This window comes from Robertkochia aurantiaca (assembly GCF_020166495.1).
In the GTDB taxonomy this organism is placed as follows: Bacteria; Bacteroidota; Bacteroidia; order Flavobacteriales; family Flavobacteriaceae; genus Robertkochia; species Robertkochia aurantiaca.
In genome coordinates this window covers 99,475-122,893 of sequence record NZ_JAINZS010000005.1, presented here as the reverse complement: position 1 = coordinate 122,893, position 23,419 = coordinate 99,475, and the positions used below count along the sequence as shown (strand labels likewise).

Genomic DNA, 23,419 nt, shown 5'->3' with positions numbered 1-23,419 from the left:
AGATTAAGAAATAAAGCGATGAATAAAAAAGAAAGTAAAGTGGCCGTGGTAGGTGCAGGAGTAATTGGGTGCAGTTGGGCGGCATACTATGCTGTACACGGGCTTCAGGTGAATGTTTGTGATATACAGGAGGGCTACCAGGAACATGCACGAGAGCGAATCAGCGTTTTGGCAGCAGAGATCCCCAATGCAGATGTAAAAATGGCCGTGAAGCAATTGTCTTTTTTCACCTCCGTTGAAGAGGCAGTCGCAGGGGTTGATCTCATCCAGGAGAACGGCCCGGAAAGAAAAGCTATTAAACAACAAATGTTTGCTGACTTTGAGCGATATGCTCCGGAAGATGCCTTACTCGTCTCCTCCAGCTCGGGTATCGTACCGGAAGATCTTTCCGTTAGGATGAAAACCCCTGAAAGGGCCCTTATCGGTCACCCGGTAAATCCGGCCCATTTATTGCCTGTGGTCGAAATCTGTGGAGGTAAAGATTCGCCCAAAGCTTTAGTAGAGCAACTGGAGAACTTTTACCGTGACTGTGGTCGGGTTACAGCAACCCTTAATAAACCTATTGAGGGGTTTGTGACCAACCGGTTACAGACGGCCTTAGTAAGAGAGGCCATTCATCTGGTTGGGAAAGGGGTGGTCAATGTGCATGATCTGGATCAACTGTTTATGGCTTCCCTGGGCGTACGCTGGGCTTCTATTGGTCCGTTCCTGACCGGGCAACTAGGTGGGGGTACAGGAGGATTTCGAGGAATCGCTGAAAAAATTCTTACTCCTCTTTTCACCTCAATGGGCTATGAACCGGTATCCGGGGAAACCTTGGACATGCTGGAGCAACAAACTACAGAATATTATCCCATGGATAAAATGAAGGAGTTTGCTAAAGTTCGCGATGAACGACAGAAAGCCGTTCTGGACATTCAAAAAAATCATCCACTGCCCAATAAAACATGATTCATTTAACCGTAAAAATGATAGCGTGATGAACGATGTATTTAAGTTAAAGTATGTAAAACTTTATGCTGATGAAGATGGGGAGACGCATCTGAAAGAGGAAGAATTTGTAATGAATAGTACCGATTATTCGCCTCCGGCTCCTCCGGTATGGGTGGCACCCCGAACAAGGGCTACCGGTTCTACGGTAGTAGCCTTTCCGGTGGGGTGGTACGGTGATTATCACCCGGCACCCAAACCTCAATGGATGATGATCCTGAAAGGAACCATGGAGGTAGAAGTAAGTGATGGCGAAAAGCAAACCTATCCTGCGGGCACCATCGCATTTTTAGACGATAAGGGTAGCAAAGGTCACATAAGTCGTAATGTTGGGGATGAAATTGTGGTGATCATGGTAACTGAAGTTGAAGAGCTATAGCGGGGGTATAGATCCTTGATTATGAGTATGCTGACAGGAAGGTGTCTTGTAATCCGAAAGAGATATCAATAAGGAGCGAGCGATGGCGAATTTACTTTTTTGTAGATGGGAATCTCCTGTAAAATTTGGATTTGATGACTGATCCAGAGAAGAACTTTGTTATGGTCTTGAAAGATGGTGAGATTTATAAAAACAATTTGAGCTAATAATTATTGAAAAAGTAAAATATCATGGGGTCAAGAGTTCGTAACATAATCATACCAATTGCATGCTTATTAAGCTTGGCAGCCTTTGGTCAGGGAACAGAAAAGGTAACTAATGCTTTGAAAGCTGTTTCCGAAGGCCTGGTAGGTTATATTGGGGTTGCAGCACAGGATTTAAATACCGGAAAGCAGGTTTTTCTCAATGGAGACGACTCCTTTCCTATGGCCAGCACCTACAAGATAGCCATTGCAGTTACTTTACTTGATAAAGTGGAATCAGGAGAACTCGACCTTACCGATATGATCGAGGTCCAAGATGATGAGTGGGTCTTGTCCGACATCATTGCATCCAATTTTATTCACCAGGGGGTATCCTTGTCGCTGGCCAACATTCTGGAGGTGATGATAACACATAGTGATAATACGGCCACTAATGTTGCCCTGAGACTGGCGGGAGGCCCTGCTGCCGTCAACGAACATATGGAGCGTAAGGGGATTGAAGGTATGCATATCGACCGAACTACCAGTGACTATTCCCGTGATTTTTACGGTCAGGAACCGGGTCGTGAGAATATGGCTGAGGCGATTAAAAATCTGAGTGCTAACCCCGGCCTGTCCAATGATCCTCAACCGGAGTTTGAAGCAGATGCCAAAGATAAGTCTACACCCAGGGCCATGTTAAATCTTTTAAGTCTTATTTATAAAGGAGAAGCCATGAATGATGAAAACACGGCTTTTTTGCTTGGCATCATGTCCCGGACAGTTACCGGGGCGAAACGCCTGCGTGGCTTACTCCCTGCCCATACCCCGGTAGCACATAAAACGGGCACACTGGGCGGTATTTCCAACGATGTAGGATTCATAACCCTCCCAGAAGGCCACAGCTTTGCTATTGTGGTGTTTACCCGTGGCAGTGACACGCCTCTGGCTGATCGGGATCGTGCCATAGCTGAAGTATCGCGAACCCTGTATGACTATTTTCTACTGATGCCGGAATAGACGTGATTAAATTGTGAATAATTGAATACAAATTACATCATTAATTATGAAAACACTCAGAAAGTTTTATCAAATAGAAAACCTCCCAAGGTTTTTTCTTCTTTGCCTTTTCTGTATGGCATTGTTGACAAGCTGCGGCGAGAAAACAGATAACAAAGTAACAGAATCAGAACTTTCTTCCGATACAGAGTTTGATTTAGTTATTCTGAACGGCCGGGTTATGGATCCGGAAACCAATTTAGATACCATTCAAAATGTAGGCGTTCTCGACGGGAAAATAGCCTTGATTACAGAGGAGTCTATTTCCGGGAAAGAAACTATAGATGCCACGGGACATGTGGTGACTCCCGGGTTTATTGATATTCACTCACACATTTCCGATTTTCCATTTGGACAAAAATTAAGCTTACGAGATGGGGTGACCACTCCACTTGATATGGAAGCTGGTGCTTATCCTGTAGATGCGTGGTATGCCAAATTGGAGGGGAGGTCTCAAACGAATTATGGTGCCGCCGTATCGGCTGCGGCAGTGAGAGAAATTCTGGCAAACCCCAATTATAAATCAAATACGGCTTCCATACTTCTGGATGCATTTGACCCCCATAACGAAAGCGGTTTCAATATGTCGCTAACAAATTTCCTACCTACTTCGGAGCAGATTGATGAAATGGAAGTAATGCTTGAAGAAGGTATTAAGCAGGGTGCGCTGGGTCTGGGGGCAGTGCCCGGTTATATGACCAGGGGTACCACCAGCCGGGAAACCATTATGTGGCAAAGATTAATGGGAGAGCATGGTCTTAGTACCGTGCTTCATGGTAGATTTTCCAGTCAAATGCCACCAACCACAGGTATCCTGGGAACCCAGGAAATGCTGGCAAGTGTTGCTGCCTATGGTGGAGGATTATACGTAAGTCACATTCATCAGCAAGCATTGAATTATACCCCTACGGCACTTGATCTTGTAAAAGCCAGCAAAAATAATGGACTAAATACCGTTGCAGCCATTTATCCTTATTGGCAAGGTGCGACCGTGGTGGGTGCAGACTACTTAGCTCCGGATAATTATCAAAAAAATATGGGACGTAGCTATGAAGACATTATCGAAGTAGCTACCATGAAGCCTCTTACTAAAGAGCGCTATGATGAGTTGTTGAAATCACAACCCGGTGCGTCTGTCATCTTTGGAGGGGTAAAAGAAGAAATTATGCTTCAGGCATTAGCCGACACCAGCACTTTAATAGAATCGGATGCTGCCCCTTTATCTATTACCGAAACCGGTGAATTGGCTCTTGATTGGTCGACACCTTATGAAGCTACACAAGGGCATCCGCGTGGGGCAGGGTCCCATGCCAAAGCTTTGCGTTTGGTTCGCGAAAAGAACCTGATGCCCCTCATGTTAGCCATTTCAAAAATGAGCTATATGCAGGCCAAATTTTTACAAGATAACGGGGTGGAACAAATGACAGGAAAAGGTCGGCTTCAAGAAGGTGCTGATGCTGACATTACTATTTTCAATCCGGAAACAGTCACAGATAATGCTACCATGGCAAAAGGCGGTTTACCCTCAACCGGAATTCCCTTTGTTATAGTGAATGGAACAGTAGTCGTTAAGGATTCTAAGGTATTGGAAGGAGTTTTCCCGGGGAAACCAGTTCGTAACCAGGTTTTGAAATAATAAACTGATTATAAAATTAAAATTATATGATTACGAAAAAACATCAACAATTAAAAAATACAAAAAGCCTTGTCTGGCATACCTTACTTTGTCTTTTCTGTATGGCAATGTTGACAAGCTGCGGCGAGAAAACTAATAACAAAGTAACAGAATCAGAACTTTCTTCCGATACAGAATTTGACCTGGTGATACTGAATGGCCGTGTAATGGATCCGGAAACAAATTTAGATGCCGTTCGAAATGTCGGTGTTCTCCACGGGAAAATAGCCTTGATTACAGAGGAGTCTATATCGGGAAAAGAAACCATTGATGCCACTGGACATGTGGTGGCTCCGGGATTTATTGATACCCATGGCCATAATGTGATAACCCCCTTTGGGCAGAAACTTCATCTGCGAAATGGGGTTACCACACCCCTTGAACTTGAGATGGGAGTGCTTCCTGTTGATTCATGGTATGACAGCTGGGAAGGTAAAGCTCAGACGAATTTCGGTGCTGCATCGGGCTTGCAAGGGGCCCGCGAAATGGTGCTGAATCCAGATTACAAAACCATTAACGGGGCTACCCTTAATGATTTTCAATTTGCTGGAGACACGCATTTTTCAAAGGCGGTTGTGCAAGAAGTGGCAACCGACGACCAGGTGAAAAAAATTCTGGATTTGGTCGAGGAAGGTCTTAAGCAAGGGGGGCTTGGGGTAGGATACACCCCCGGCTATATGGAATTTTCAGCAAGATCTGAAGAAGGTATTGGTGCGCAGAAACTCGCAGGCAAGTACGGGAGATTTGTCGCGATGCACGGGCGCTTTTCCGGGCAGCAACCCCCAAAAGACGGATTACTTGGAACGTTACAGCAGCTCGGTGCCGCTTCGGCTTATGGTGGAGGTCTTATTGTACAGCACCTGACCGCGCAAACACTGGGAGAAACAAAGGAAGCCTTAGACCTCATAGATGCAGCCCGCGAAAAAGGTATTCCGGTCGTTGCCGAGATCTATGCCTATACTTTTGGTCAGACCCTGGTAGCCGCCGATTATCTGAAGCCTGATAACTATCAGTACAGCATGGGACGTGACTATGGCGACATCGTGGAGATCGCTACGCAGAAACCGCTTACTAAGGAACGGTATGAGGAGTTGGTGAAAAACAAGCCTTTTCAACTGGTGACATTTGAGAATGCAACCCAGGAAGACCTATACATGGCACTGACACATCCTTCGACCATTATCGCTTCCGACTCCGCTCCCTATACGGTCATGTCTGATAAATCTACAGCTTATGATTGGGATACTCCCTACGAAGCCGTGGCTGGCCATCCCAGAGGCGCCGGTACCAACGCACGTATTTTGAGACTGGTGCGCGAAGAAAATCTCATGCCACTGATGCTGGCGATATCTAAAATGACCTATATGCCAGCGAAATATCTCGAAGAGAATGGTGTTGGGCAAATGGCCAATAAGGGCCGTATACAGGTCGGTATGGACGCAGACATTGCCATCTTTAATCCGGAAACGGTAGAAGACAACGCCACCCCGGAAGCCAGTGCCCTGCCCTCAACAGGAATCCCTTATGTTATAGTTAACGGAATTATTGTAGTAAAAGACTCGAAAGTATTGGAAGGTGTATATCCCGGTCAGGCTATACGTAACCGAGTCATTAATTAATAATATAACAAATTTATTATGAAAACACTCACACAATTTATTGATACGAAAATCCTCCCGGGGTTTTTCCTACTTTGTCTATTCATTATGGTATTGCTAACAAGCTGTGGAGATGGAGATAAGTCAAATAATTCAACCACCGCCGCGGAGTTTTCTCCCGATACAGCATTTGACCTTGTGATACTGAATGGCCGTGTAATGGACCCGGAAACAAATATGGATACCATTCGAAACGTAGGTGTTCTGGACGGGAAAATCGCCTTGATTACAGCGGAATCTATTTCCGGGAAAGAAATCATTGATGCCACCGGACACGTGGTGGCTCCCGGATTTATTGATTTCCATAATCATATAGCAAATACCCCTTTTGGTCAGCGACTGGCCTTACGCGACGGTGTGACCACTCCTTTGGATATGGAAGGTGGGGGATACCCGATCGATATGTGGTACAATGCCCTGGAAGGGCGATCTCAAACCAACTATGGTGCCACAGTTTCTACCGCTGGAATACGGGAAAAGATCGCAAACCCTGATTACAATACCAATTCCGGTTCCTTTATCAAAGATGTTACAAATCCGGACACCAAAAGTAATCCCGATCTTCAGTTTGCAACCATTTTACCTACTGCCGAGCAGTTGGAACAAATGAGACAAATGTTTACTGAAGGTGTAGAACAGGGAGGTCTGGGAATTGGATGCCTGCCAGGATATATGACCAATGGAACTACAAGTCAGGAAACGATCATGTGGCAGGAGGTGGCTGGAAAGCATGGCCTGGCTACCTACATTCATGGTCGGTTCTCCAGCCAAATGCCACCGACGACCGGTATTCTTGGAACGCAGGAGTTTTTGGCCAATGTGGCTGTTTACGGGGGTGGTTTATTTGTTCATCATGTGCATCAGCAAACCCTGGATCTCACCCCAGATGTTTTAGATTTTATCGAAGATGCCCAGGAGCAAGGGTTAAAGGTACTTGCAGAGATCTACCCGTATTATCAGGGACAAACAATCGTTTCAGCTGATTTTCTAAAGCCGGAAAACTATAATCGCAACATGGGTCGGGATTATGGTGACCTGATCGAAATCTCGAATATGAAACCGTTGACAAAAGAACGATACGAGGAAATGTTAAAAACAAGCCCCCAAGACCAGGTTATTATGGCTGGAATCACCGAAGAGGGGATGCTTAGCGCATTAGCCGACCCAAGAACGGTAGTGGGAAGTGATGCGCCGCCGATGGTCATTCCCGCAACTGGGAAGTCAGCCATGGATTTTGATGTGCCCTTCGAATCGGTATCGGGGCACCCCCGGGCTGCCGGTACCCATGGTAAGGTATTGAAGCTAGTACGCGAAAAAGATCTGATGCCCTTGATGCGGGCCATTTCAAAAATGACCATCATGCAGGCAAAGTGGCTGGAAGAAAATGGTGTGAAAATGATGTCACAAAAAGGCAGGCTTCAGGTCGGGAAAGATGCAGATATAACGGTCTTTAATCCGGAAACGGTGACGGATAATTCCACATTTGAGCAGGGTGCATTGCCGTCAACAGGCATACCCTATGTAGTGGTCAATGGTGTCGTAGTGGTCAAAGATTCAAAGGTACTTAAGGATGTCTATCCCGGAAAAGCCATAAAAAATGATATGGTAAAGCAATAAGCATAATGACCGTAAATTTAAAATACGGCTTTCTTAAAATTCATTTGTCTTTAAACGAAATTTGATTCGGTGAGACAAATTTTTAAATAATGCGATTGTTATGGAAAACTCTGAAATCTGAGAGACGTTTCTCAGTTCTCGCTTGCGATCAGAGATTACGAATCAGAATATACCATTGAAGGACATTTATTACGGATTTTGGGGGTGATTTAAAGGATACTCTCAGAAGGCATTAAGAGAGAATGGGTAATAGAGATCAAAACTAATTTTTAGTCTTTTTATAAACCTGTTTGTTTGTTCCAGAACAGAAATGTACGTAATACAGCTCAGTTATTTGATTAGCAATATAGGCTGGAAATAAAATAATTGAATTAAAAACTCATCAACATGAATATAAAAAGAACGACTCTTTTATTAATGTCTGTTTTAAATTTTATTGGTGTAGAGGCTCAGGTACAGGATCAGGACACAGTTTCAGTACAAGGCGATCGTATCGATGACTTTAGAAATAATATGATCGATTATACGGGTCAGGATTTGATCGATGCCAGTTTTCCCAATTCCTGGCCCATATTCGGCGCAAAGGCACGTATGTCATTTGGCGGATATGTGAAGATCGATTATTTACAAGATTTCAATGGATTATATGACCGATTTCAGTTAACCTTATCAAATGTTCAGGTGCCCGGAGACGGGAGGCCTGAACAAAGTGGTTACATGAACTTATTTGCAAGAGAATCAAGGTTTAATGTTGATTTCAGGGGGGAAACCAACAAAAATGTGCCTTACCGTATTTTCGTGGAAATAGACTTTTACAATCTCGACAGGGCTCCTTTTAATCAGACCCCACGTCTGAGACATGCTTATGGTGTTTTGGGGCGTCTGCTGATTGGCCGAACCTGGGGTACCAATACCGATGTATTCGCTGTTCCGGTTACTATAGATTTCGGAGTTGGTGATGCGGTGACCGGGACCCGAAGGGCTCAGATACGTTGGGAAGACGAAATCAATGATCAGGTAAAATACGCTGTGGGTATTGAAATGCTGGAATACCAGGGTATAGATCCCGAGTCACAGTTGGGACAGCCTAGTGCTAACCTGCCTTTACTTGCTACCCGGATTACAAAGATGACCAAAAAGGGAGGTCGGCTCTTACTGGGGGCGCAGCTGTTTCAACTTCGTTGGGACCCTGAGGGTCCTGAAGAGCCCACAACCGCATTGGGTTGGGGCTTTAATTTCAGCGGCAGGGAATATTTTGGAAAGAAAAAGCATTTTATGTACTGGCTGGCTTCTTTCGGTAATGGCTACGGCAGCAACATACTCACATTATTAAATGATGGTTCTGCTGTGGTGACACCTGATAACAACCTGGATACGATGGATGTCATTAATTTAGGTCTTGGATATAACTATAATATTTCAGAGGTGTTAAAAGCAAATATCAATGGAGGTTATGCGACCCTCGACCCCTCCGAATTTCGCGGTGATAATAAAATGAAGAGTGGTACGGTGGCGCACATAAATCTTATTTGGTCACCTATGAACAAAATCAATACAGGCATAGAATACATGTATGGCAGGCGTACCAATGTAGATGATAATTATGGAGAAGCACATCGGGTTCAGGCCATGATCAAATATATAATTAATTAATACTATAAACTCTAATAATGTATCCAATTTAAAATTAATGTATTATGAAGCGACTTTATTTTATACTAATATCAATGATCCTTCTGTCTGTACCGAATAATTTGGTTTACAGTCAGCAGGAAGAAGAAGAAACAGAAAGTATGGATGAGGTGGCCAGACGCATGGCTAATCCGAATGCATCAATAGGTTTCCTGGCCTTTCCGATCGACTACATTCATTACGGGGGTGACCTGGAGGGAGCGAATTCACAGAATGCCTTTAAGCTTAATTTTCAACCGAGTCTTCCCTATGTGATCAAACCCGGTCATAATATCTTCTTCAGGCCCCTGATTCCGGTAATTTTCACTCAACCGGTTATAGGAGAGGGCGGGCAGTTTGAAAGTGAAGGTGTCGATTTGGGTGATATAGGTTTTGACCTGGCATACGGGATAACCTGGGAGAGTGGTTGGATCACTGTGGCAGGCATCGTAGGAAGTACTCCGACGGCGACCAATAAACGATTGGGTACCGGAAGATGGATGCTTGGCCCTGAATTCTTCGTTGGAAAAAACACCTCCTGGGGTATGGTAGGGATTTTGGCTACGCATTCCTGGAGTTTGAACAAAAATTCGGTCGATGCCCACGATCTGATCACTACACCCAGCGACTTCGCCTTTATTAATGACGTTTATTTAGCCGACAACCAACCTATGGTAAATAATACACTTAGTGTGACCTCAGGACAGTATTTCTATACCATAAACCTGCAAAATGCCTGGCAAATCCAGGCACAACCGTTGTTTACTTATAATCACAGGGCTGAGTCGGGTAACCGATTGACATTACCCCTGGGTACTGGTATATCAAAAACCTTGAAAGTCGGAAAAAACCCTTTGAAGTTGTCGCTGCAGTATTGGTATTACGTGGTAAGTCCTGAGAATTTCGGACCCAAGCACCAAATTCGCTTCCAGGTAGCAAGAGTCGTTCCTTTGCCCTGGTAGGGCAATCGTAATGCCTCTGTTTTCGGAAAAGAAAATATCTATTGTTTCTTTCTGAATTCGGTGATGGGAAAAAAGTATTTCAAGAAAAAAAGCTAAATTAGTCTTTAACTGGATCAGATTTGGCTGTATTTTATTGAGTATGATCTACCTGACTCTGACTTAATCTAACCTCCATATTTCACAAATGCTTAATCATAAAACGCTTCGAGACATCATAAAGAGTTGCTTTTGGATTATTTGTCTACTGGGTTTTTCAGTAGTATACCCACAAGAACAATATTCAAAATTGAGAACTTCTCCGGAAGACAGTTTGGGTATTACAGATTTTCCGGGAGCCCTTCAGATTCCCAATACAGGATTATATATAAAATTTGGCGGGTATTTTCGAATGGATGCGATCTATGACTTTAACGGATCCGGAAGCCGGAATCAATTACTGATGAGCCAGATCGCATTCGATGGTACCCCGGAGGCGGCAAAGGGCCCCTTCTTTAACTTCCACGTCAGGGAGACCCGTTTTAACCTGGATCTGCGACGGAAAACACAGTCGGGAAGACCCTTAAAAGTGTTTATTGAATTCGACTTCTTTGACGAATCCCTTCCAGCGGGGGTGCCCCGCCTCAGGCATGCTTTTATCAAATACGGGAAGTGGACCCTGGGGCAAACCTGGACCAACCTTTCTGATCTCAGGATTTTTCCCTTTATAATGGATTTTTCGTCAGGAGATGCCCTTTTCGGGGGGCGGGCTGTACAGATCCGTTTTGAAGATGAACTGTCACCGCACTTTAATTTCGGACTTGCCCTAGAGATGCCGGGATTAAGTGGTATTGCCGATCTCTACCAGCTGGGAGGGGAAACGATGCCGGTGCTTCCCATTTTTTCAGCCCGGATCACTAACGAGCGTGAGGATGGGATGATCATCGCAGGTGGACAGATCCAGCAGTTGCGATGGGATGGTCTGGACCAGGGGCCGGATGCCCGGGCAATAGGTTGGGGAGTGGTGTTTAACGGACGACAGAAAATTACAGATCGTCTCTTTGCAACCTGGCATAGTTCGTATAACTACGGACTGGTTAATCAAATTCTCATCTTTGGAGGTACCGACGAAAATGCCGTCTTGCTGCCTTCAGGAGAACTGGATATTCAGGATGCCATCACCTCGGCTGTTGGAGCGGGGTACCAGATCAATTCCTGGTTAAGTACCAATATTGCTTATGCCTATTTGAGGAGAGGGAATTTGGATTTCAGGCCGGAAGAAACACTAAAAACCGGCGGTATGGGACATTTTAATTTTATCTGGAAAATAGATAAGAATGCCCTGGGGGGCATTGAGTATGCCTGGGGTAAGATTCGAAATGTGAGCCTGGCTTCTGGTAATGCAGCAAGACTTCAGGCCATGGTCAAGTACAGTTTTTAACGTAAAACCAATGCCCAATTACTTTCAACAGTTTTACAGACAAAGACCAAATAAGATTCAGCATTTTTTAATTGAGATCCATATAAATACTGTGTTTTGTTCTGTTAAACATTTGAAAAAACAACTCTAATGGTATAAAAAATGGCTTTTATCGGAGTTTTTAGTTTGAAATGATAACATGCCTTAATTTCCTATTTTCATTTTTACTGTTCTTTTATCATCTCATTTTTAAGTTTATGAGAATTTCACTCGCCCACTTTCGACTCTCTGCATTTCTCATTGTTCTTTTAACAATCATGCATGGTTCCGCTCAGGAAAAACCGGTTGCCATCGAGGATTCACTCAACCTGAATGAGAAAATCGTACCCCATGGTGATATCCGGGAAAAGACAAGGTTGTCTACCGGGGAGCAGTTAACGAATTCAGAATTTCCCGGTTCCTGGCCTATGTTTGGAACAGATTTCAGGATGAAGATTGGCGGTTATGTGAAAGCAGATCTGCTTTATGATTTCGACGGTACCACCGACAACTTCCAATTTCTCATGGCCACTATACCGGTCCAGGGCGAACCCGAATTCAATGATGAAGGGTATATCAACCTGTTTGCAAGAGAGACACGATTTAACTTTGATATCAGAAATAATAAGACAAGTAAACTTCCACTGCAGTTGTTTATCGAGGCAGACTTTTGGAACGACCAGAATCGTTTACGATTACGTCATGCTTATTTTGTTGTGGGTGATTTTATCATCGGACAAACCTGGACAACCCTTTCTTTCCTTGAGTCCCTGCCATTCTTGATAGATTTTGCTGCGGGAGATGCTCTTTTCGGTGGAAGGACCACTCAAATTCGTTACCAAAAGCAATTAAACGATAACGTGAAACTGGCATTAGGTCTGGAGAAACTGGATTTTCTGGGCATCGAAAATGCTGATGATTTACCCGGAAAAGCTTCTGCAAAATTACCGCTGTTGGTGGCGCGGGCAGATTTTAGCTGGGGAGATGGTATATTGTTCCTGGGATCCAGCATCGGGCAATTACGCTGGGATGGGGGAGCTGAAGGGCCGCGGGCGCAAGCCGGGCAATGGTCAGCTGTGGTAGCCGGGCGCCAGTATCTTGGTAAAAGAACATATTTCACCTGGAATCTGAGCGTGAGCAAAGGAGCGGGAGAAAATATCATGGCTTTTGCCGGAAGTAGTGCAAACGCTGTACTTAATTCAGAGGGTAATCTTGAAACCATACCGGCTGCTTCCATTCTTTTGGGAGGTATGCATAAATGGAGCGAAAAGTGGTCTTCCAATTTCTCCTATGCTTACGGGTGGCTGGATGTGCCGGATTCCAGAGAGCCATTCTCATTGCAGGATGGTGGAATTGCTCATGCTAACCTGATTTACAGGTACTCAAAAAATATCTCAGGAGGCGTAGAATTTATCTATGGCGAACAGCGTACCTCTAACGATGCATACGGCAATGCCCGAAGAATACAAACCATGATGAAATTTGAGTTTTAAAATCTTCTCACAGCTATGAGGTGGATTTAATTTTTCCTTTTCAACCCTTGTTTCATCTAAGATGTTCCAACAATAAAGGCTTTATCTGTTACCTGAAGATCAGTGATCTTACCGGACAGATGGCTTCTGAGTAACTAGATATCTACCGATATTCACCTGAACCAGATAGTCATTATGAAAATCACGAGTAAATGAATTAATAATACCAGAAGGGCTTTATGTTGAGTTATGAGTAATAAGAAGGACATCCTGAATAAAATAGCTGATCGAAGAATAAGGTTTTCGAGACTGGTATTCAGACTGTTAATTCTTTTTTATTCATGTATCATTTTATATGATTCCTTCGTGTATTCCATTCCTTTACATTATATTCTTTTTGTGCCCCTTGGTCGCACTGTGGGAAATCTGTATAAATATAGTTTTCGAGTGTATTTCGATCCCGAGCAATATTCTTTTAAATTAAGATCAAACATTTTTGGCATCCTTATCTACATGCTTCTTCTGTTGATTCGTTTGCTTCTGGGACCCTATATTCTTAAATCATTTCACCTGGTTCATATATCAGACGCTATATCCTTATTTTTTATAGGAATATATATGTCTAAATGGAAGGTGATCATGAAACAAATGGAAGAATTGATATATCGATTGGTACCAGGAATCGTTTCGGGAATTAATAAATCTGACAAGGAGGAGGATTAAAAATCTCTTCTTAGTGCATCCCTGAATAGTCTACAATATAGTATTTAGGGAGTTACTATTCATCGTGTCAGGTTAACGCATCACAGAATTAAAAGGAGTTTAGGTAACTTATTACTACTTTCATTAAAAAAGGAAACGACTGATCAGGAGTAGAAACAGGTGCGGCTTTATTTTTTGGTATATAGCTGTTTGGCTCCCGGTTGTATTCACAGATATTCATGATATCACTTTATCATACCCCTTAGAGCATAGTAAGTGGAAGAACCAATATTGGCAAAGGAACTGAGACATCATGGTTTGTTGTTTACAGCTATGATCAGGAGTAATTACTACCGGGGTATTGAATCAGATATAGAAAGGTATAGTAAGCACCCTGGTGCTTCCGCAACTTTCTCTATAACCGCCAGGCTGGAAGAATTATGTAACTCGACGCATGAGATTAATACATGTTCAATATAGACTAAAGAGATCAAATAGTACAAGACGCTATTTGCTTATGGTGTTATGTGTTATATTGCCTGCCTTTCTATGGTCCCAGTCATCTTATACCCTGGGAGATAATGCTTTAAAATCTGATAAGCTCTATTTAATTCCGTTACCGGTTATTAGTTATGACCCGGCCTATGGTTTTGTTTTCGGGGCTTCCGGTACAGGAAACATGCTTCTTGGCAATAAAGAGGACACCCGGCTTTCTTCGGGCATAGTGTCGGTCACTTACTCGTCCTTTAAGCAATTGGTGATCAATTTGCGCAGTAACATCTATACCAGACACGATAAATGGGTACTGATGGGTGACTGGCGCTATATGCTCTCTTCCCAGCCTACCTATGGCCTGGGTACCGGACCTCAGTCTGATATTCTTCTCAATGAAGAAAGAGATGGTTTTGAGCTTGGAGACTATAGAGATGGGGTGAACCAGGCTGAACTTATGGAATTCCGTTTGCTGCGTATTCACGAGACCTTTTTGCGACAGATTGGAGGCGGTTTTTATTTCGGGATAGGTTACCACCTGGATAAGTATCGCAAAATAGAAGACGATTTGCTCGATCTTTCAGAAGAACCGCCTGTTATTACGAATCACTTTGCTTACAGCCGATTACATGATTTTAACCCTAAAGATTATGTGGTCTCCGGTCTAAGTGTAAATGCATTGTTTGACACAAGAGATAATATCAACAACCCGGTTCAGGGCCGGTATGCTTTTCTGCAATTCAGGGTATTGCCTACCTGGCTTGGAAGCAGTCGTAATGCCACCTCTCTTTGGCTGGAATACCGGGATTATTTCTCGGTCAATAAAGAGGTGCCCCGCAATATTATTGCCCTCTGGTTCTATTCAAGTTTCATGACCAGTGGTCGCCTGCCTTATATGGGGCTTCCTGCGATAGGATGGGATCAGTTCAGCCGATCAGGCAGAGCTTATCCACAGGGCAGGTTTCGTGGAGAGAACCTGTTTTATTCAGAAGTCGAATACCGGTTCAGACTGCCGCTAAAGGTTAAAATCCCCTTCCTGAATAAGCAGCCAAACCATATGGGAGGGGTGTTGTTTGCCAATATGACCTCTGCCTCAGCTTCCGACCTTAATACCCGTCTTTTGGAATATTTAAAACCGGGTCTTGGTTTTGGTTTACGTTTTATGATGAATAAGGAGACACGCTCTAATATTACCTGTGATTATGGAATAGGAACCGATGGTAAAGGAGCATTTTATTTCGGCTTGAACGAGTATTTTTAGCTTGAAAAAAGCATATATATAATCTGAAAGATGAATGACCAGGGATATTCACTGATTTCTCTCTTTTTCTCTTGAGATGTATCTGTTATCCAGTCGTTGAAAAAGGATTGACCATGTTTCCGCAGGGCGAGGAATCTTTTTGTTTCACCTCACTTCGACAATCTGTGATAAATGCCAGGGTACGGAGGGCACTTACAGGCCGCGCTTAATAAAATCGACAGATATATCTTTTTAACGAACCTGCCTTTTAGCAGACAAGGGGGCGGCTGGCCGGGTGGGAACCCACCCTTCTGTTTGATTTTATATGAATATATTCCGAGGGTTATTACTAGTCACGAAAAATAGAAATAAATATCGGTCTCCTTCCCCCAATCGGGGGAAGGTGGCAGCGCTAAAGCACTGACGGAAAGGGGGGGATTTACCTTGAGCAGGTGATTGCATTACATGGCCTTTTCATGGGCCGAGCTGGCGCTTGCTGTCGGATTTTCATTATTACCATTCCATATAGCTTTTAATACCAAACTCGATGTAGTCTAACATAAAAGTGGCCAATAACAAATAACCAATTTTATTGCTTTGGTATTCACCCCGCTCATGATCCAAATGGGGTGTGCGTTATTTAATTAATCGCATAGCTTAGATCAGTCCCTTTCACCCTGTAATCTTCCAGGATCTTCTCCCTCAGGCAGGGTTCCGGTTGCGGCCTCTACCTTTCTTCCAGGGAATATGAATCTTCACTTAGATTATGTGTTTGAGTAAGAACCATTGCCTTCATAGAATCTTATTTTACCCTAATTACGAATTGGATCGGAGACGGGAAAATGGGTACGTGGGTAAGTGGGTAAGTAGGTAAGTAGGTAAGTAGGTAAGTAGGTAAATAGGTAAGTAGGTAAATAGGTAAGTGGGTGTTATGTTATACTTAAATTAAGTGTATTGAAAAATCTTGGCAGAAGGGGATTTTATCGAAAAGATACACGATGTTTTAGAGCGGGATAATTCCTTTTAGCGATCCAATTCAGGATACCTGAAGTCAAAAGTCCGATGAATATGAAGAAAAGGTCATGATGCTTCCTGCTTTTATTTTTTGCTTTATTAAGAAGAGACTGTTTAATAAAATGTGTGATACTATTAACTCATTATTAATCGAATTAATCTTTCATTAATTGCCGTTTACTCTTAATTAATCTCCCCGCACTTTAATACTACTACTTTTAATCCGACTCTTAAACGGCAATTACTTTTACCGGATGGTAAGCTGTGATCATCAGCAAATCGAGTTAGCGATATCGATAATAAAGATACATACCATCTGAACCTTTTTAATCAGGTTGAGAACTGACTAAAGGGGCTGAATTAGATGCCAACAAGAGCTGGTTGAAGTCTGTATTTGAAACTTAATTTTTATTGATGCTTATAACAGAATTAAGAAAGAAACAAAGAAATGAAGTCTCTTCTGAATTGGATAATTCATCAAACTGTCTTTTTTATCTCCGAGTTTCTTTAGGTATTATCTTCATTTGGTTTGGAGTTCTGAAGTTTTTTCCTGCTTTGAGTTCTGCCGAGGATATAGCAGGTAAAACAATCTTAAAACTGACCTTCGGATATATTGAACCATTTTTATCAATCCCATTATTAGCCTTTGTGGAATGTCTGATCGGTATTGGACTCCTTATAAACAGACTGATGAGGTTTGTTTTGATCTTATTGTATATTCAGCTTCTGGGAACCATGTCACCCCTTTTTCTCTTTCCCGAACTGACTTTTTCTGAATCTGTCCTGGTGCCCACCTTGTTAGGTCAGTACATCATTAAAAATTTGGTTCTTTTATCAGCAGCCATTGTAATTGGAGCAACGAATAAAAAATAGCGTTTCAGTATTGTAAAAAAACCGACAGGAAACTGTCGGTTTTTTGGTCGGGATGACTGTATGTCGAACCTAGTCTTATTTGGGGGTTATTAATTTTGAATATTTCCTTTTCTTGACTTCGGGTATCTCTATCGCGGGGACCTCAGTATCAGTATGTGAAATAAAATCAAAATATAGATATCAGTCTCATATTTCTATTAGTTCACGTCACCAATCGGAGCGTTTGGAAACAAATTTATATCAGATCATTTAGTTGATAAACTCAGACTCTGTACTTTCATCCAATCCATCTGCGACAAGATCATAGATATCTTCATTGAATTCTTCTGTAATGAGAAGAACTCCGTTGGCGTTGACAGCAGCATTGTCCATCAATTCCACAGATACGGTATCGAACCAGGTATATGGATCGATGATGATCTTACCGATCACCGTAGAATCCTCAGCCAGGTTAATTGTTTGTTCGGTTTCTGCCTCAAATGTTTCTCCTGAATTAAACTCAAACCGAACGGGTACGGTACTGCCGTCTGTTCGGGTATAAGATCCCTCCATAACTATGGCCGGTTGCGTATCTTCATCTCTCAGCTCGGCTTCGATGTTGACATATGAGTAGGATCCTGCAGGAATGATGACATCATCTATAGGGGGAACGCCCTCTCCTGTAACAAAGTCGATCTTTGAAAACCGCTCGACCCTCCTGTTTATAGATGAACCTCTTTCAAGGGTTCCGTCAAATTCCACTGCACTCACCCAAATATAGCCGGAAGAAAAAGTGAGGTTTCCGGAAAACTTATTCTCAACATTTAAATTTTTAGCCTGAGTCGCTGTCACAATGGAGGCCGATACTTCAAGCGTTGCGGTACCCGACCCAACGTCTTCCAGGTCGCTGGAACAACTGGCCAGTACAAGGGAGAAAATGGCCATGGCATATAAGTAGATCCAATTTATGGGAATACATTTTTTCATGATTTTTTATCTTCGATTTATTGTGTATTTAAATATATAGTTAAGGTAAACCCTCTGTAATTCTTAAACAACCCGGAAGGAGAATTTTACCCCATGCTCACTAACTTTTTCTTCACACTTCCGGAATTTTTCATTGTGGTAAATAAGTACTTTATATAGCTCTAAAATTTAAATTTTGCGAACAGATTTATGGTACGTTCCAACCCAAACCTTGATACGCGTTGGGGAAAATTGATATCTGTAAACCGGTAATACCTGAGAATTTCATTTTCCTGGTCGAATAGGTTCCAGGCGGCAGCTCCTAGCCTTAGATCACCTTTCCTGCCTAACTTAACAACATAATTGACAGAAGCATCGATTCTATGGTAATAAGGGAGTGTCCTGCTATTAGGAGCCTCATAATTAATTTCTCCGTCTGTTACTTCGTTACCCTGGACAGGCAGAGTCGTGGGTAAGCCCGAACGCCAATTCATTCCCAGCGATGCTGATAATCGGTTCCAGGTGTAACCTAAGCCTGAGGTAAAAGCGTGGGTGATATTGAAATTACCGGGAAACGGCTCAGGGTACAGGGAAGGGAAATCATATTGGGTATCAGAGAGAGAGTAGCTCAACCAGCCATTAACAATATTGGATTGATAGTTCAGGATCATGTCAATACCTTCGGAATAATAATTTCCCTGGGTATTGACCCCTTCAAAATCATTGGTAAACCCCTGGCTACGGGCATTAATACCATCTACTTTTTTCAGGTACGCCTCGGCATGAAATTTCCAGGGGCCATTTTTGTACCTGTATCCCAGGGAAAGCTGCCTGCTTCTCAGTACCGGTCTGAATGGCTCATCAGCGAGAAACCAACGCCTGTTCTCCACCCCCAGGAAATCGGTCTGAAGGTCAATCTCCTGTGTTATCACCTGATTTTTTATTTCCGCTAAAAGATTTATGGAACCGAAATCTCCTAAAGTTTGAATGACATTCATACGGGGTTCCACCAGAAAAAGCTCAGGTTGTTTCAGATAATTAAGACGTATTCCCGGACTTAGCGAACCTCCCCTCCAGAGATCCCGGTATACTTCAGTATAAATCGCATGTCTTGTAATCTCCTGGTCGACTTCAGTTGAGATACTACCTCCCTGAAGGGTATCGGTATTTTGTACGCGGGTATGATTCAGCTCGTAACCGATCTTTAAAAGGAACTCAGACCCTGCTTTCAATTCACCTTCCAGCTTTATCCCGGTATCTGAGATATCGTTTTTTTGAATGAGCAACTGATCCTGCAGAATATCAGCGTTTCGCCCTTCTAATGTATATTGAACATGGTAAGTGCTCAAGTTGGTTGAAAGATTTTGGTTCCAGGATCTTTGATAGTTGAGAAAACCGCCGGTATTTCGCTGGGAGCTGTTGCTCCTTCGGGATTGCTCCACATTATTCACGAAGGCATTTTCTAAAAATGAAAAATTATTATCCATAATCATGAAGCCGGTCTTTAGGTGATCCTTGCTTCCGGGAGTAAAATTCAGTACTCCCCCCAGGTCAAAGAAACGGAAGGAATCACTGGCCTCAATAATATTGTCACTATTGGTAACGACTTCTGTATTCTGGAAGGCCTGGTTGAAATAATTCTGGTAGGCCCGGGATCGGAACAGGTCATTAAATGACCTTCGTCCTGCAATTTTTAAGGAAGCCTTTTTTCCAAGGGGAATATTCAAAGCAGCATTAGCGCTGATGAGATTCAAGCCCGCACTACCTGATAACAAGCTGTCTGTTTCTGTACCTGTATCCATAAAGATACTCCCTGAAACACCTCCCGTGTAGGCAGCAGAAGTGCCATTCTTTACCAGGGTAGTCTGCTTAACAAGGTCTGGGTTAAAAGCCGAGATATAGCTGAAAAAATGTCCTGATTGATACATGGGTATTCCATTCCAGGTGATATAATTCTGGTCGTGACTGCCTCCGCGAATATTAATATTGGTAACGGTTTCATCGGTGCTGTTAATTCCTGGTAAGGTTTGCACGGTCTGTAAGGGGTCGGCCTCGGTTAAGCCGGGCAAGATGCCAAATTGTGATGCGTCAACCTGAAGGCTTCCATTGCCTTTTAAGGTGATACCTCTGGTAAGAAAATTGTATAAGATGATCTCCTGTAAGGGCTCAGTCGTCATCTCCATTACGTACTCCTTGCATTCAGGGGTGGAAATAGAAATTACAGGATGTTTCAGGGGCCTGTACCCCAAATAGGTGATGGTCAGGGTATCTTTCGGGTTTAGTTGAGAAATCCTGAATTCGCCTTCAGCACCAGTAAAGATCCTTTGATTACGAGTTCTGACCTCAGCACCCTGCAGGGGTTGACCTTCATGATTGAGAATTGTTCCGCATATATCTTCAGGGCGATTATCAGAAGGGGAAATAGTGATGATTTGGCTATCAAGCATCTGAAATTTCAGACCGGTCTGCTCAACGAGATCGTCAATAGCTTTCTCCAGGGAAAGGGTAGACGATGGTGTGACAGCCAGAAAATCCTTAATCTGCTCATCAGCATAAGAAAAACGGCATTCATAGCGGGACTCCAGGGTCTTCAAAACTGACCTAAGAGGTTCTCTTTCCTGAGCAAACCCTTGATGGATGAGGACGAAAAACAGCAGGATTACAGATAGAAACGTCGGGAAACTGCTATTAGTCAATGGCAAAGATCTTTATGTTTTTACCATTTTCACTTATTTTATAGCTCATGCCAAAAGGCTGGCAAACCGATCGCAAAGCCTGATCCAGATCGTTATGAGGAAATACTCCGGTGTATAAGCGGGAAAGATATTTTTTGTCGGAGTCGATAGTAACTCCGTATTGCCTTTCGATCTCATTTAAGGCGTATTCCAGAGGCATACTTTCAAAATCAGACCTGCCCTTGATCCAGGAAGGATGATCTGAATCGATCATATATTCGGTTAAATCTCCATTAGTGAACCGGATCTCTTGTCCGGGATAAAGAATTATCTCCTGGCCTTGAACACCCACCATGACAGCTCCTTCATAACAACTTGCTTTGAAAAGGCCTTCCCGGTTGTAAACATTGAACTCGGTTCCCAGTACCTGAACCCAGCCAATTTTGGTCTGTACCTGGAATGCAGACCCTTTTTCAACTTTGAAATAAGCCTCTCCATCTAATTTTAAACTTCGCTTTTCAGGCCATGCCTTTTTGTCGAAGGTGATTTCAGATTGGGCGTTAAGTGCAACTTGAGAATTGTCTGGGAGGATTATGGATGTCTTTTCGGCAAGGTCTGCTGAATAATTGACTTGTGATTGCTGTTGGTAAAGTAGGTATCCGCAGATCAAAACAGCAATGGTTGCGGCGATGCCGCTGATATACTTTATGCGGTCTTTTAAGGAAATGACCTTCGACTTGCGATTCAATCTGTGCTGCAGATTATTATAACCTTTAACGGCATCAACTTTTTCCGGGTTGTCAAACATCGGGGCGTGGTCAACGATCTTCCTATAGGATTCAAAACCTTCCATAGCTTCCAGCTCCCTGAGTTCTTCAGGTGTCAGATTATTGTCGAGCCACTTTATGATAAGGTCCTCTTTATTCATCCTATTATCCTTTTAAATACTAAAACAACTTATTCATTTCATTTTACCCCTGGCAGGTTTAATCTTTAAAAATCAGATACCATCAATATGTTTTCGCAGGTTCTCAACGGCCATGTATAATCGTTTCCGAACTGCCCTGATGGAAAGCTCTAATATGTCGGCAATTTCCTGATGACTCTTTCCTTCTATTCGGTTTAATAAAAAAACCACTCTTTGATTTTCGCTGAGACCGGCAAGTGCCTTTTCGTATTTTTTCAGAAATTGTTGCTCTTCGAGTATGAACTGGGGGTCTTCCTGATCATAATTTTTAGCGGGTGCCTTTTGGTGCTTTAACACCACCTTTTGATGTTTTAATGCGTTCAGCATAGTATTGTTTGCAACCGTATACAGATAACTCTTCGCTTTTTCAGGTGGCACCTTTTTACAATTCTGCCATAGTTTTACAAAAGCTTCCTGAGCGATATCAAAATGATCGTGAGCTGCACCGTATTTGTAATACAGGAAGTCACTGATTTTCTGGATATATTCCTTATATATTTTCTCGAATACTTTTTTATCACAAACGTTCATGATGAATGGGGTGCGTATATAAAAGTCGGTTGTGAAGATACTGGAATTATTTTTTTCTGATTATCTGTGCAATAGAAAGTGGCGCAGAACAATATATACTGTTTTTCTTAATAAGTAACTATCCCTGGTTCAAGCCCGGTGGAATCCGTACTTCAAAAAAAAAATCTGAGTAAGGAGGGTAAACTTACAGACCGTGATTGTTCTATAGAAAACCATCAACCCAACTTGTATGATAAAACTCAAAAACCTATGTGTATTGGCAGCCGTACTATTTTGCTCCGGCGTATTATCAGCCCAGTCTTTTAAACTTGGAGTCAGAGGCGGAGTTAGTTTCAGTAGTCTGAATGTTGACCCTTCCCTTGATTATTCAAATCCTGATTCAAGATTCGGGATACATCTGGGTGTATTCGGCCAGACTAAATTTTCAGATCAGTTCATATTTCAACCTGAACTTTTCTTCCAGCAGGAAGGGGCAAAATTCGAAGACAGAGAAGAAATAGAAAGAGCCAAGCTTAGCTACATGACTTTTGGAGCGGGCTTAAAATACGAGTTCCTGCAAAGAATGAATGTTATGTTGATGCCACAGATCGGTTTTCTTAGCGGAGGGGAATTTGAAGAGGAAGACAAGATCGAAAATGTATCGGAGGCTATAGGCTCGGGTGAGGTTGTTAAAGGCACGAATATAGCCCTCGGATTTGGAGGTGGGTATACCTTCGATTCCGGTCTTGAATTGAGTGCCCGTTATAATTTCGGACTTTCTGACATTAATGATGATCCATTGGAGGAAGGATTTTTTGATCCGGGCCAAACTGTGAAAACCAGAAGCTTTACGCTTTCCGTGGCCTATGTTCTTGATCTGTGATCAGACAGAAATCATTAA

General features: G+C 42.8%; 17 protein-coding genes. 13 read left to right on the top strand and 4 right to left on the bottom strand.

Features of this window, described 5'->3' with window-relative positions:
- The first annotated feature begins 18 nt into the window (after nt 1–18).
- The 12 genes from K7R10_RS09265 (at nt 19) to K7R10_RS09210 (ending at nt 17,421) form a co-directional block, all read left to right on the top strand.
- On the top strand, nt 19–951 hold the full coding sequence (locus K7R10_RS09265) for a 3-hydroxyacyl-CoA dehydrogenase NAD-binding domain-containing protein (protein WP_224484424.1): 933 nt from the start codon (nt 19–21) through the stop codon (nt 949–951).
- A 28-nt stretch (nt 952–979) separates the two neighbouring features.
- A complete protein-coding gene (locus K7R10_RS09260) occupies nt 980–1,369 on the top strand; it encodes a cupin domain-containing protein (RefSeq protein WP_224484423.1) in 390 nt (129 codons plus the stop codon).
- 323 nt (nt 1,370–1,692) lie between these two features.
- Nucleotides 1,693–2,571 carry a class A beta-lactamase gene (bla, locus tag K7R10_RS09255; protein ID WP_224484422.1) on the top strand — a complete coding sequence of 293 codons (879 nt, stop codon included), beginning with the start codon at nt 1,693–1,695 and terminating at the stop codon, nt 2,569–2,571.
- A gap of 46 nt (nt 2,572–2,617) precedes the next feature.
- Nucleotides 2,618–4,246: an amidohydrolase family protein gene (locus tag K7R10_RS09250; protein WP_224484421.1), complete on the top strand. Its 1,629-nt coding sequence runs from the start codon at nt 2,618–2,620 to the stop codon at nt 4,244–4,246.
- Nucleotides 4,247–4,272: 26 nt separating this feature from the next.
- Nucleotides 4,273–5,904 carry an amidohydrolase family protein gene (locus K7R10_RS09245; RefSeq protein ID WP_224484420.1) on the top strand — a complete coding sequence of 544 codons (1,632 nt, stop codon included), beginning with the start codon at nt 4,273–4,275 and terminating at the stop codon, nt 5,902–5,904.
- An 87-nt stretch (nt 5,905–5,991) separates the two neighbouring features.
- Nucleotides 5,992–7,560: an amidohydrolase family protein gene (locus K7R10_RS09240; protein WP_224484419.1), complete on the top strand. Its 1,569-nt coding sequence runs from the start codon at nt 5,992–5,994 to the stop codon at nt 7,558–7,560.
- A 387-nt stretch (nt 7,561–7,947) separates the two neighbouring features.
- Nucleotides 7,948–9,213 (top strand): DcaP family trimeric outer membrane transporter, encoded by a 1,266-nt coding sequence (locus K7R10_RS09235; RefSeq protein WP_224484418.1) that lies wholly within the window; start codon nt 7,948–7,950, stop codon nt 9,211–9,213.
- A 44-nt stretch (nt 9,214–9,257) separates the two neighbouring features.
- A complete protein-coding gene (locus tag K7R10_RS09230; RefSeq protein ID WP_224484417.1) occupies nt 9,258–10,193 on the top strand; it encodes a hypothetical protein in 936 nt (311 codons plus the stop codon).
- A 286-nt stretch (nt 10,194–10,479) separates the two neighbouring features.
- Complete coding sequence (locus K7R10_RS09225) at nt 10,480–11,610, top strand: DcaP family trimeric outer membrane transporter (protein WP_224484416.1); 1,131 nt, start codon at nt 10,480–10,482, stop codon at nt 11,608–11,610.
- A gap of 236 nt (nt 11,611–11,846) precedes the next feature.
- Nucleotides 11,847–13,121 carry a DcaP family trimeric outer membrane transporter gene (locus tag K7R10_RS09220; protein WP_224484415.1) on the top strand — a complete coding sequence of 425 codons (1,275 nt, stop codon included), beginning with the start codon at nt 11,847–11,849 and terminating at the stop codon, nt 13,119–13,121.
- Nucleotides 13,122–14,319: 1,198 nt separating this feature from the next.
- Nucleotides 14,320–15,555, top strand: a complete 1,236-nt coding sequence (locus K7R10_RS09215) for a BamA/TamA family outer membrane protein (RefSeq protein ID WP_224484414.1) — start codon at nt 14,320–14,322, stop codon at nt 15,553–15,555.
- A gap of 1,407 nt (nt 15,556–16,962) precedes the next feature.
- Nucleotides 16,963–17,421 carry a DoxX family membrane protein gene (locus K7R10_RS09210; protein WP_224484413.1) on the top strand — a complete coding sequence of 153 codons (459 nt, stop codon included), beginning with the start codon at nt 16,963–16,965 and terminating at the stop codon, nt 17,419–17,421.
- 249 nt (nt 17,422–17,670) lie between these two features.
- Here the strand turns inward: K7R10_RS09210 and K7R10_RS09205 are convergent, their stop codons facing one another.
- From K7R10_RS09205 to K7R10_RS09190, 4 genes are all read right to left on the bottom strand, one after another.
- Complete coding sequence (locus K7R10_RS09205) at nt 17,671–18,387, bottom strand: hypothetical protein (RefSeq protein ID WP_224484412.1); 717 nt, start codon at nt 18,385–18,387, stop codon at nt 17,671–17,673.
- Nucleotides 18,388–18,548: 161 nt separating this feature from the next.
- Complete coding sequence (locus K7R10_RS09200) at nt 18,549–20,960, bottom strand: TonB-dependent receptor (protein ID WP_224484411.1); 2,412 nt, start codon at nt 20,958–20,960, stop codon at nt 18,549–18,551.
- A 94-nt stretch (nt 20,961–21,054) separates the two neighbouring features.
- Nucleotides 21,055–21,969: a FecR family protein gene (locus K7R10_RS09195; RefSeq protein WP_224484410.1), complete on the bottom strand. Its 915-nt coding sequence runs from the start codon at nt 21,967–21,969 to the stop codon at nt 21,055–21,057.
- A gap of 72 nt (nt 21,970–22,041) precedes the next feature.
- Nucleotides 22,042–22,539 carry an RNA polymerase sigma factor gene (locus tag K7R10_RS09190; protein WP_224484409.1) on the bottom strand — a complete coding sequence of 166 codons (498 nt, stop codon included), beginning with the start codon at nt 22,537–22,539 and terminating at the stop codon, nt 22,042–22,044.
- 229 nt (nt 22,540–22,768) lie between these two features.
- Between K7R10_RS09190 and K7R10_RS09185 the strand changes: the two genes are divergently transcribed.
- The gene (locus tag K7R10_RS09185; RefSeq protein ID WP_224484408.1) at nt 22,769–23,401 is read left to right on the top strand and encodes a porin family protein; all 633 of its coding nucleotides are present in this window, start codon (nt 22,769–22,771) and stop codon (nt 23,399–23,401) included.
- Nucleotides 23,402–23,419: the final 18 nt, after the last annotated feature.

Bases quoted from the DNA above. Each gene is read 5' to 3' on its own strand.
- K7R10_RS09210 (WP_224484413.1), top strand. From the start codon at position 16,963: ATGCTTATAACAGAATTAAGAAAGAAACAAAGAAATGAAGTCTCTTCT.
- K7R10_RS09185 (WP_224484408.1), top strand. From the start codon at position 22,769: ATGATAAAACTCAAAAACCTATGTGTATTGGCAGCCGTACTATTTTGC.
- K7R10_RS09230 (WP_224484417.1), top strand. From the start codon at position 9,258: ATGAAGCGACTTTATTTTATACTAATATCAATGATCCTTCTGTCTGTA.
- K7R10_RS09250 (WP_224484421.1), top strand. From the start codon at position 2,618: ATGAAAACACTCAGAAAGTTTTATCAAATAGAAAACCTCCCAAGGTTT.
- K7R10_RS09245 (WP_224484420.1), top strand. From the start codon at position 4,273: ATGATTACGAAAAAACATCAACAATTAAAAAATACAAAAAGCCTTGTC.
- K7R10_RS09195 (WP_224484410.1), bottom strand. From the start codon at position 21,969: ATGAATAAAGAGGACCTTATCATAAAGTGGCTCGACAATAATCTGACA.
- K7R10_RS09220 (WP_224484415.1), top strand. From the start codon at position 11,847: ATGAGAATTTCACTCGCCCACTTTCGACTCTCTGCATTTCTCATTGTT.
- K7R10_RS09205 (WP_224484412.1), bottom strand. From the start codon at position 18,387: ATGAAAAAATGTATTCCCATAAATTGGATCTACTTATATGCCATGGCC.
- K7R10_RS09240 (WP_224484419.1), top strand. From the start codon at position 5,992: ATGGTATTGCTAACAAGCTGTGGAGATGGAGATAAGTCAAATAATTCA.
- K7R10_RS09260 (WP_224484423.1), top strand. From the start codon at position 980: ATGAACGATGTATTTAAGTTAAAGTATGTAAAACTTTATGCTGATGAA.
- K7R10_RS09235 (WP_224484418.1), top strand. From the start codon at position 7,948: ATGAATATAAAAAGAACGACTCTTTTATTAATGTCTGTTTTAAATTTT.
- K7R10_RS09190 (WP_224484409.1), bottom strand. From the start codon at position 22,539: ATGAACGTTTGTGATAAAAAAGTATTCGAGAAAATATATAAGGAATAT.
- K7R10_RS09215 (WP_224484414.1), top strand. From the start codon at position 14,320: ATGGTGTTATGTGTTATATTGCCTGCCTTTCTATGGTCCCAGTCATCT.
- K7R10_RS09265 (WP_224484424.1), top strand. From the start codon at position 19: ATGAATAAAAAAGAAAGTAAAGTGGCCGTGGTAGGTGCAGGAGTAATT.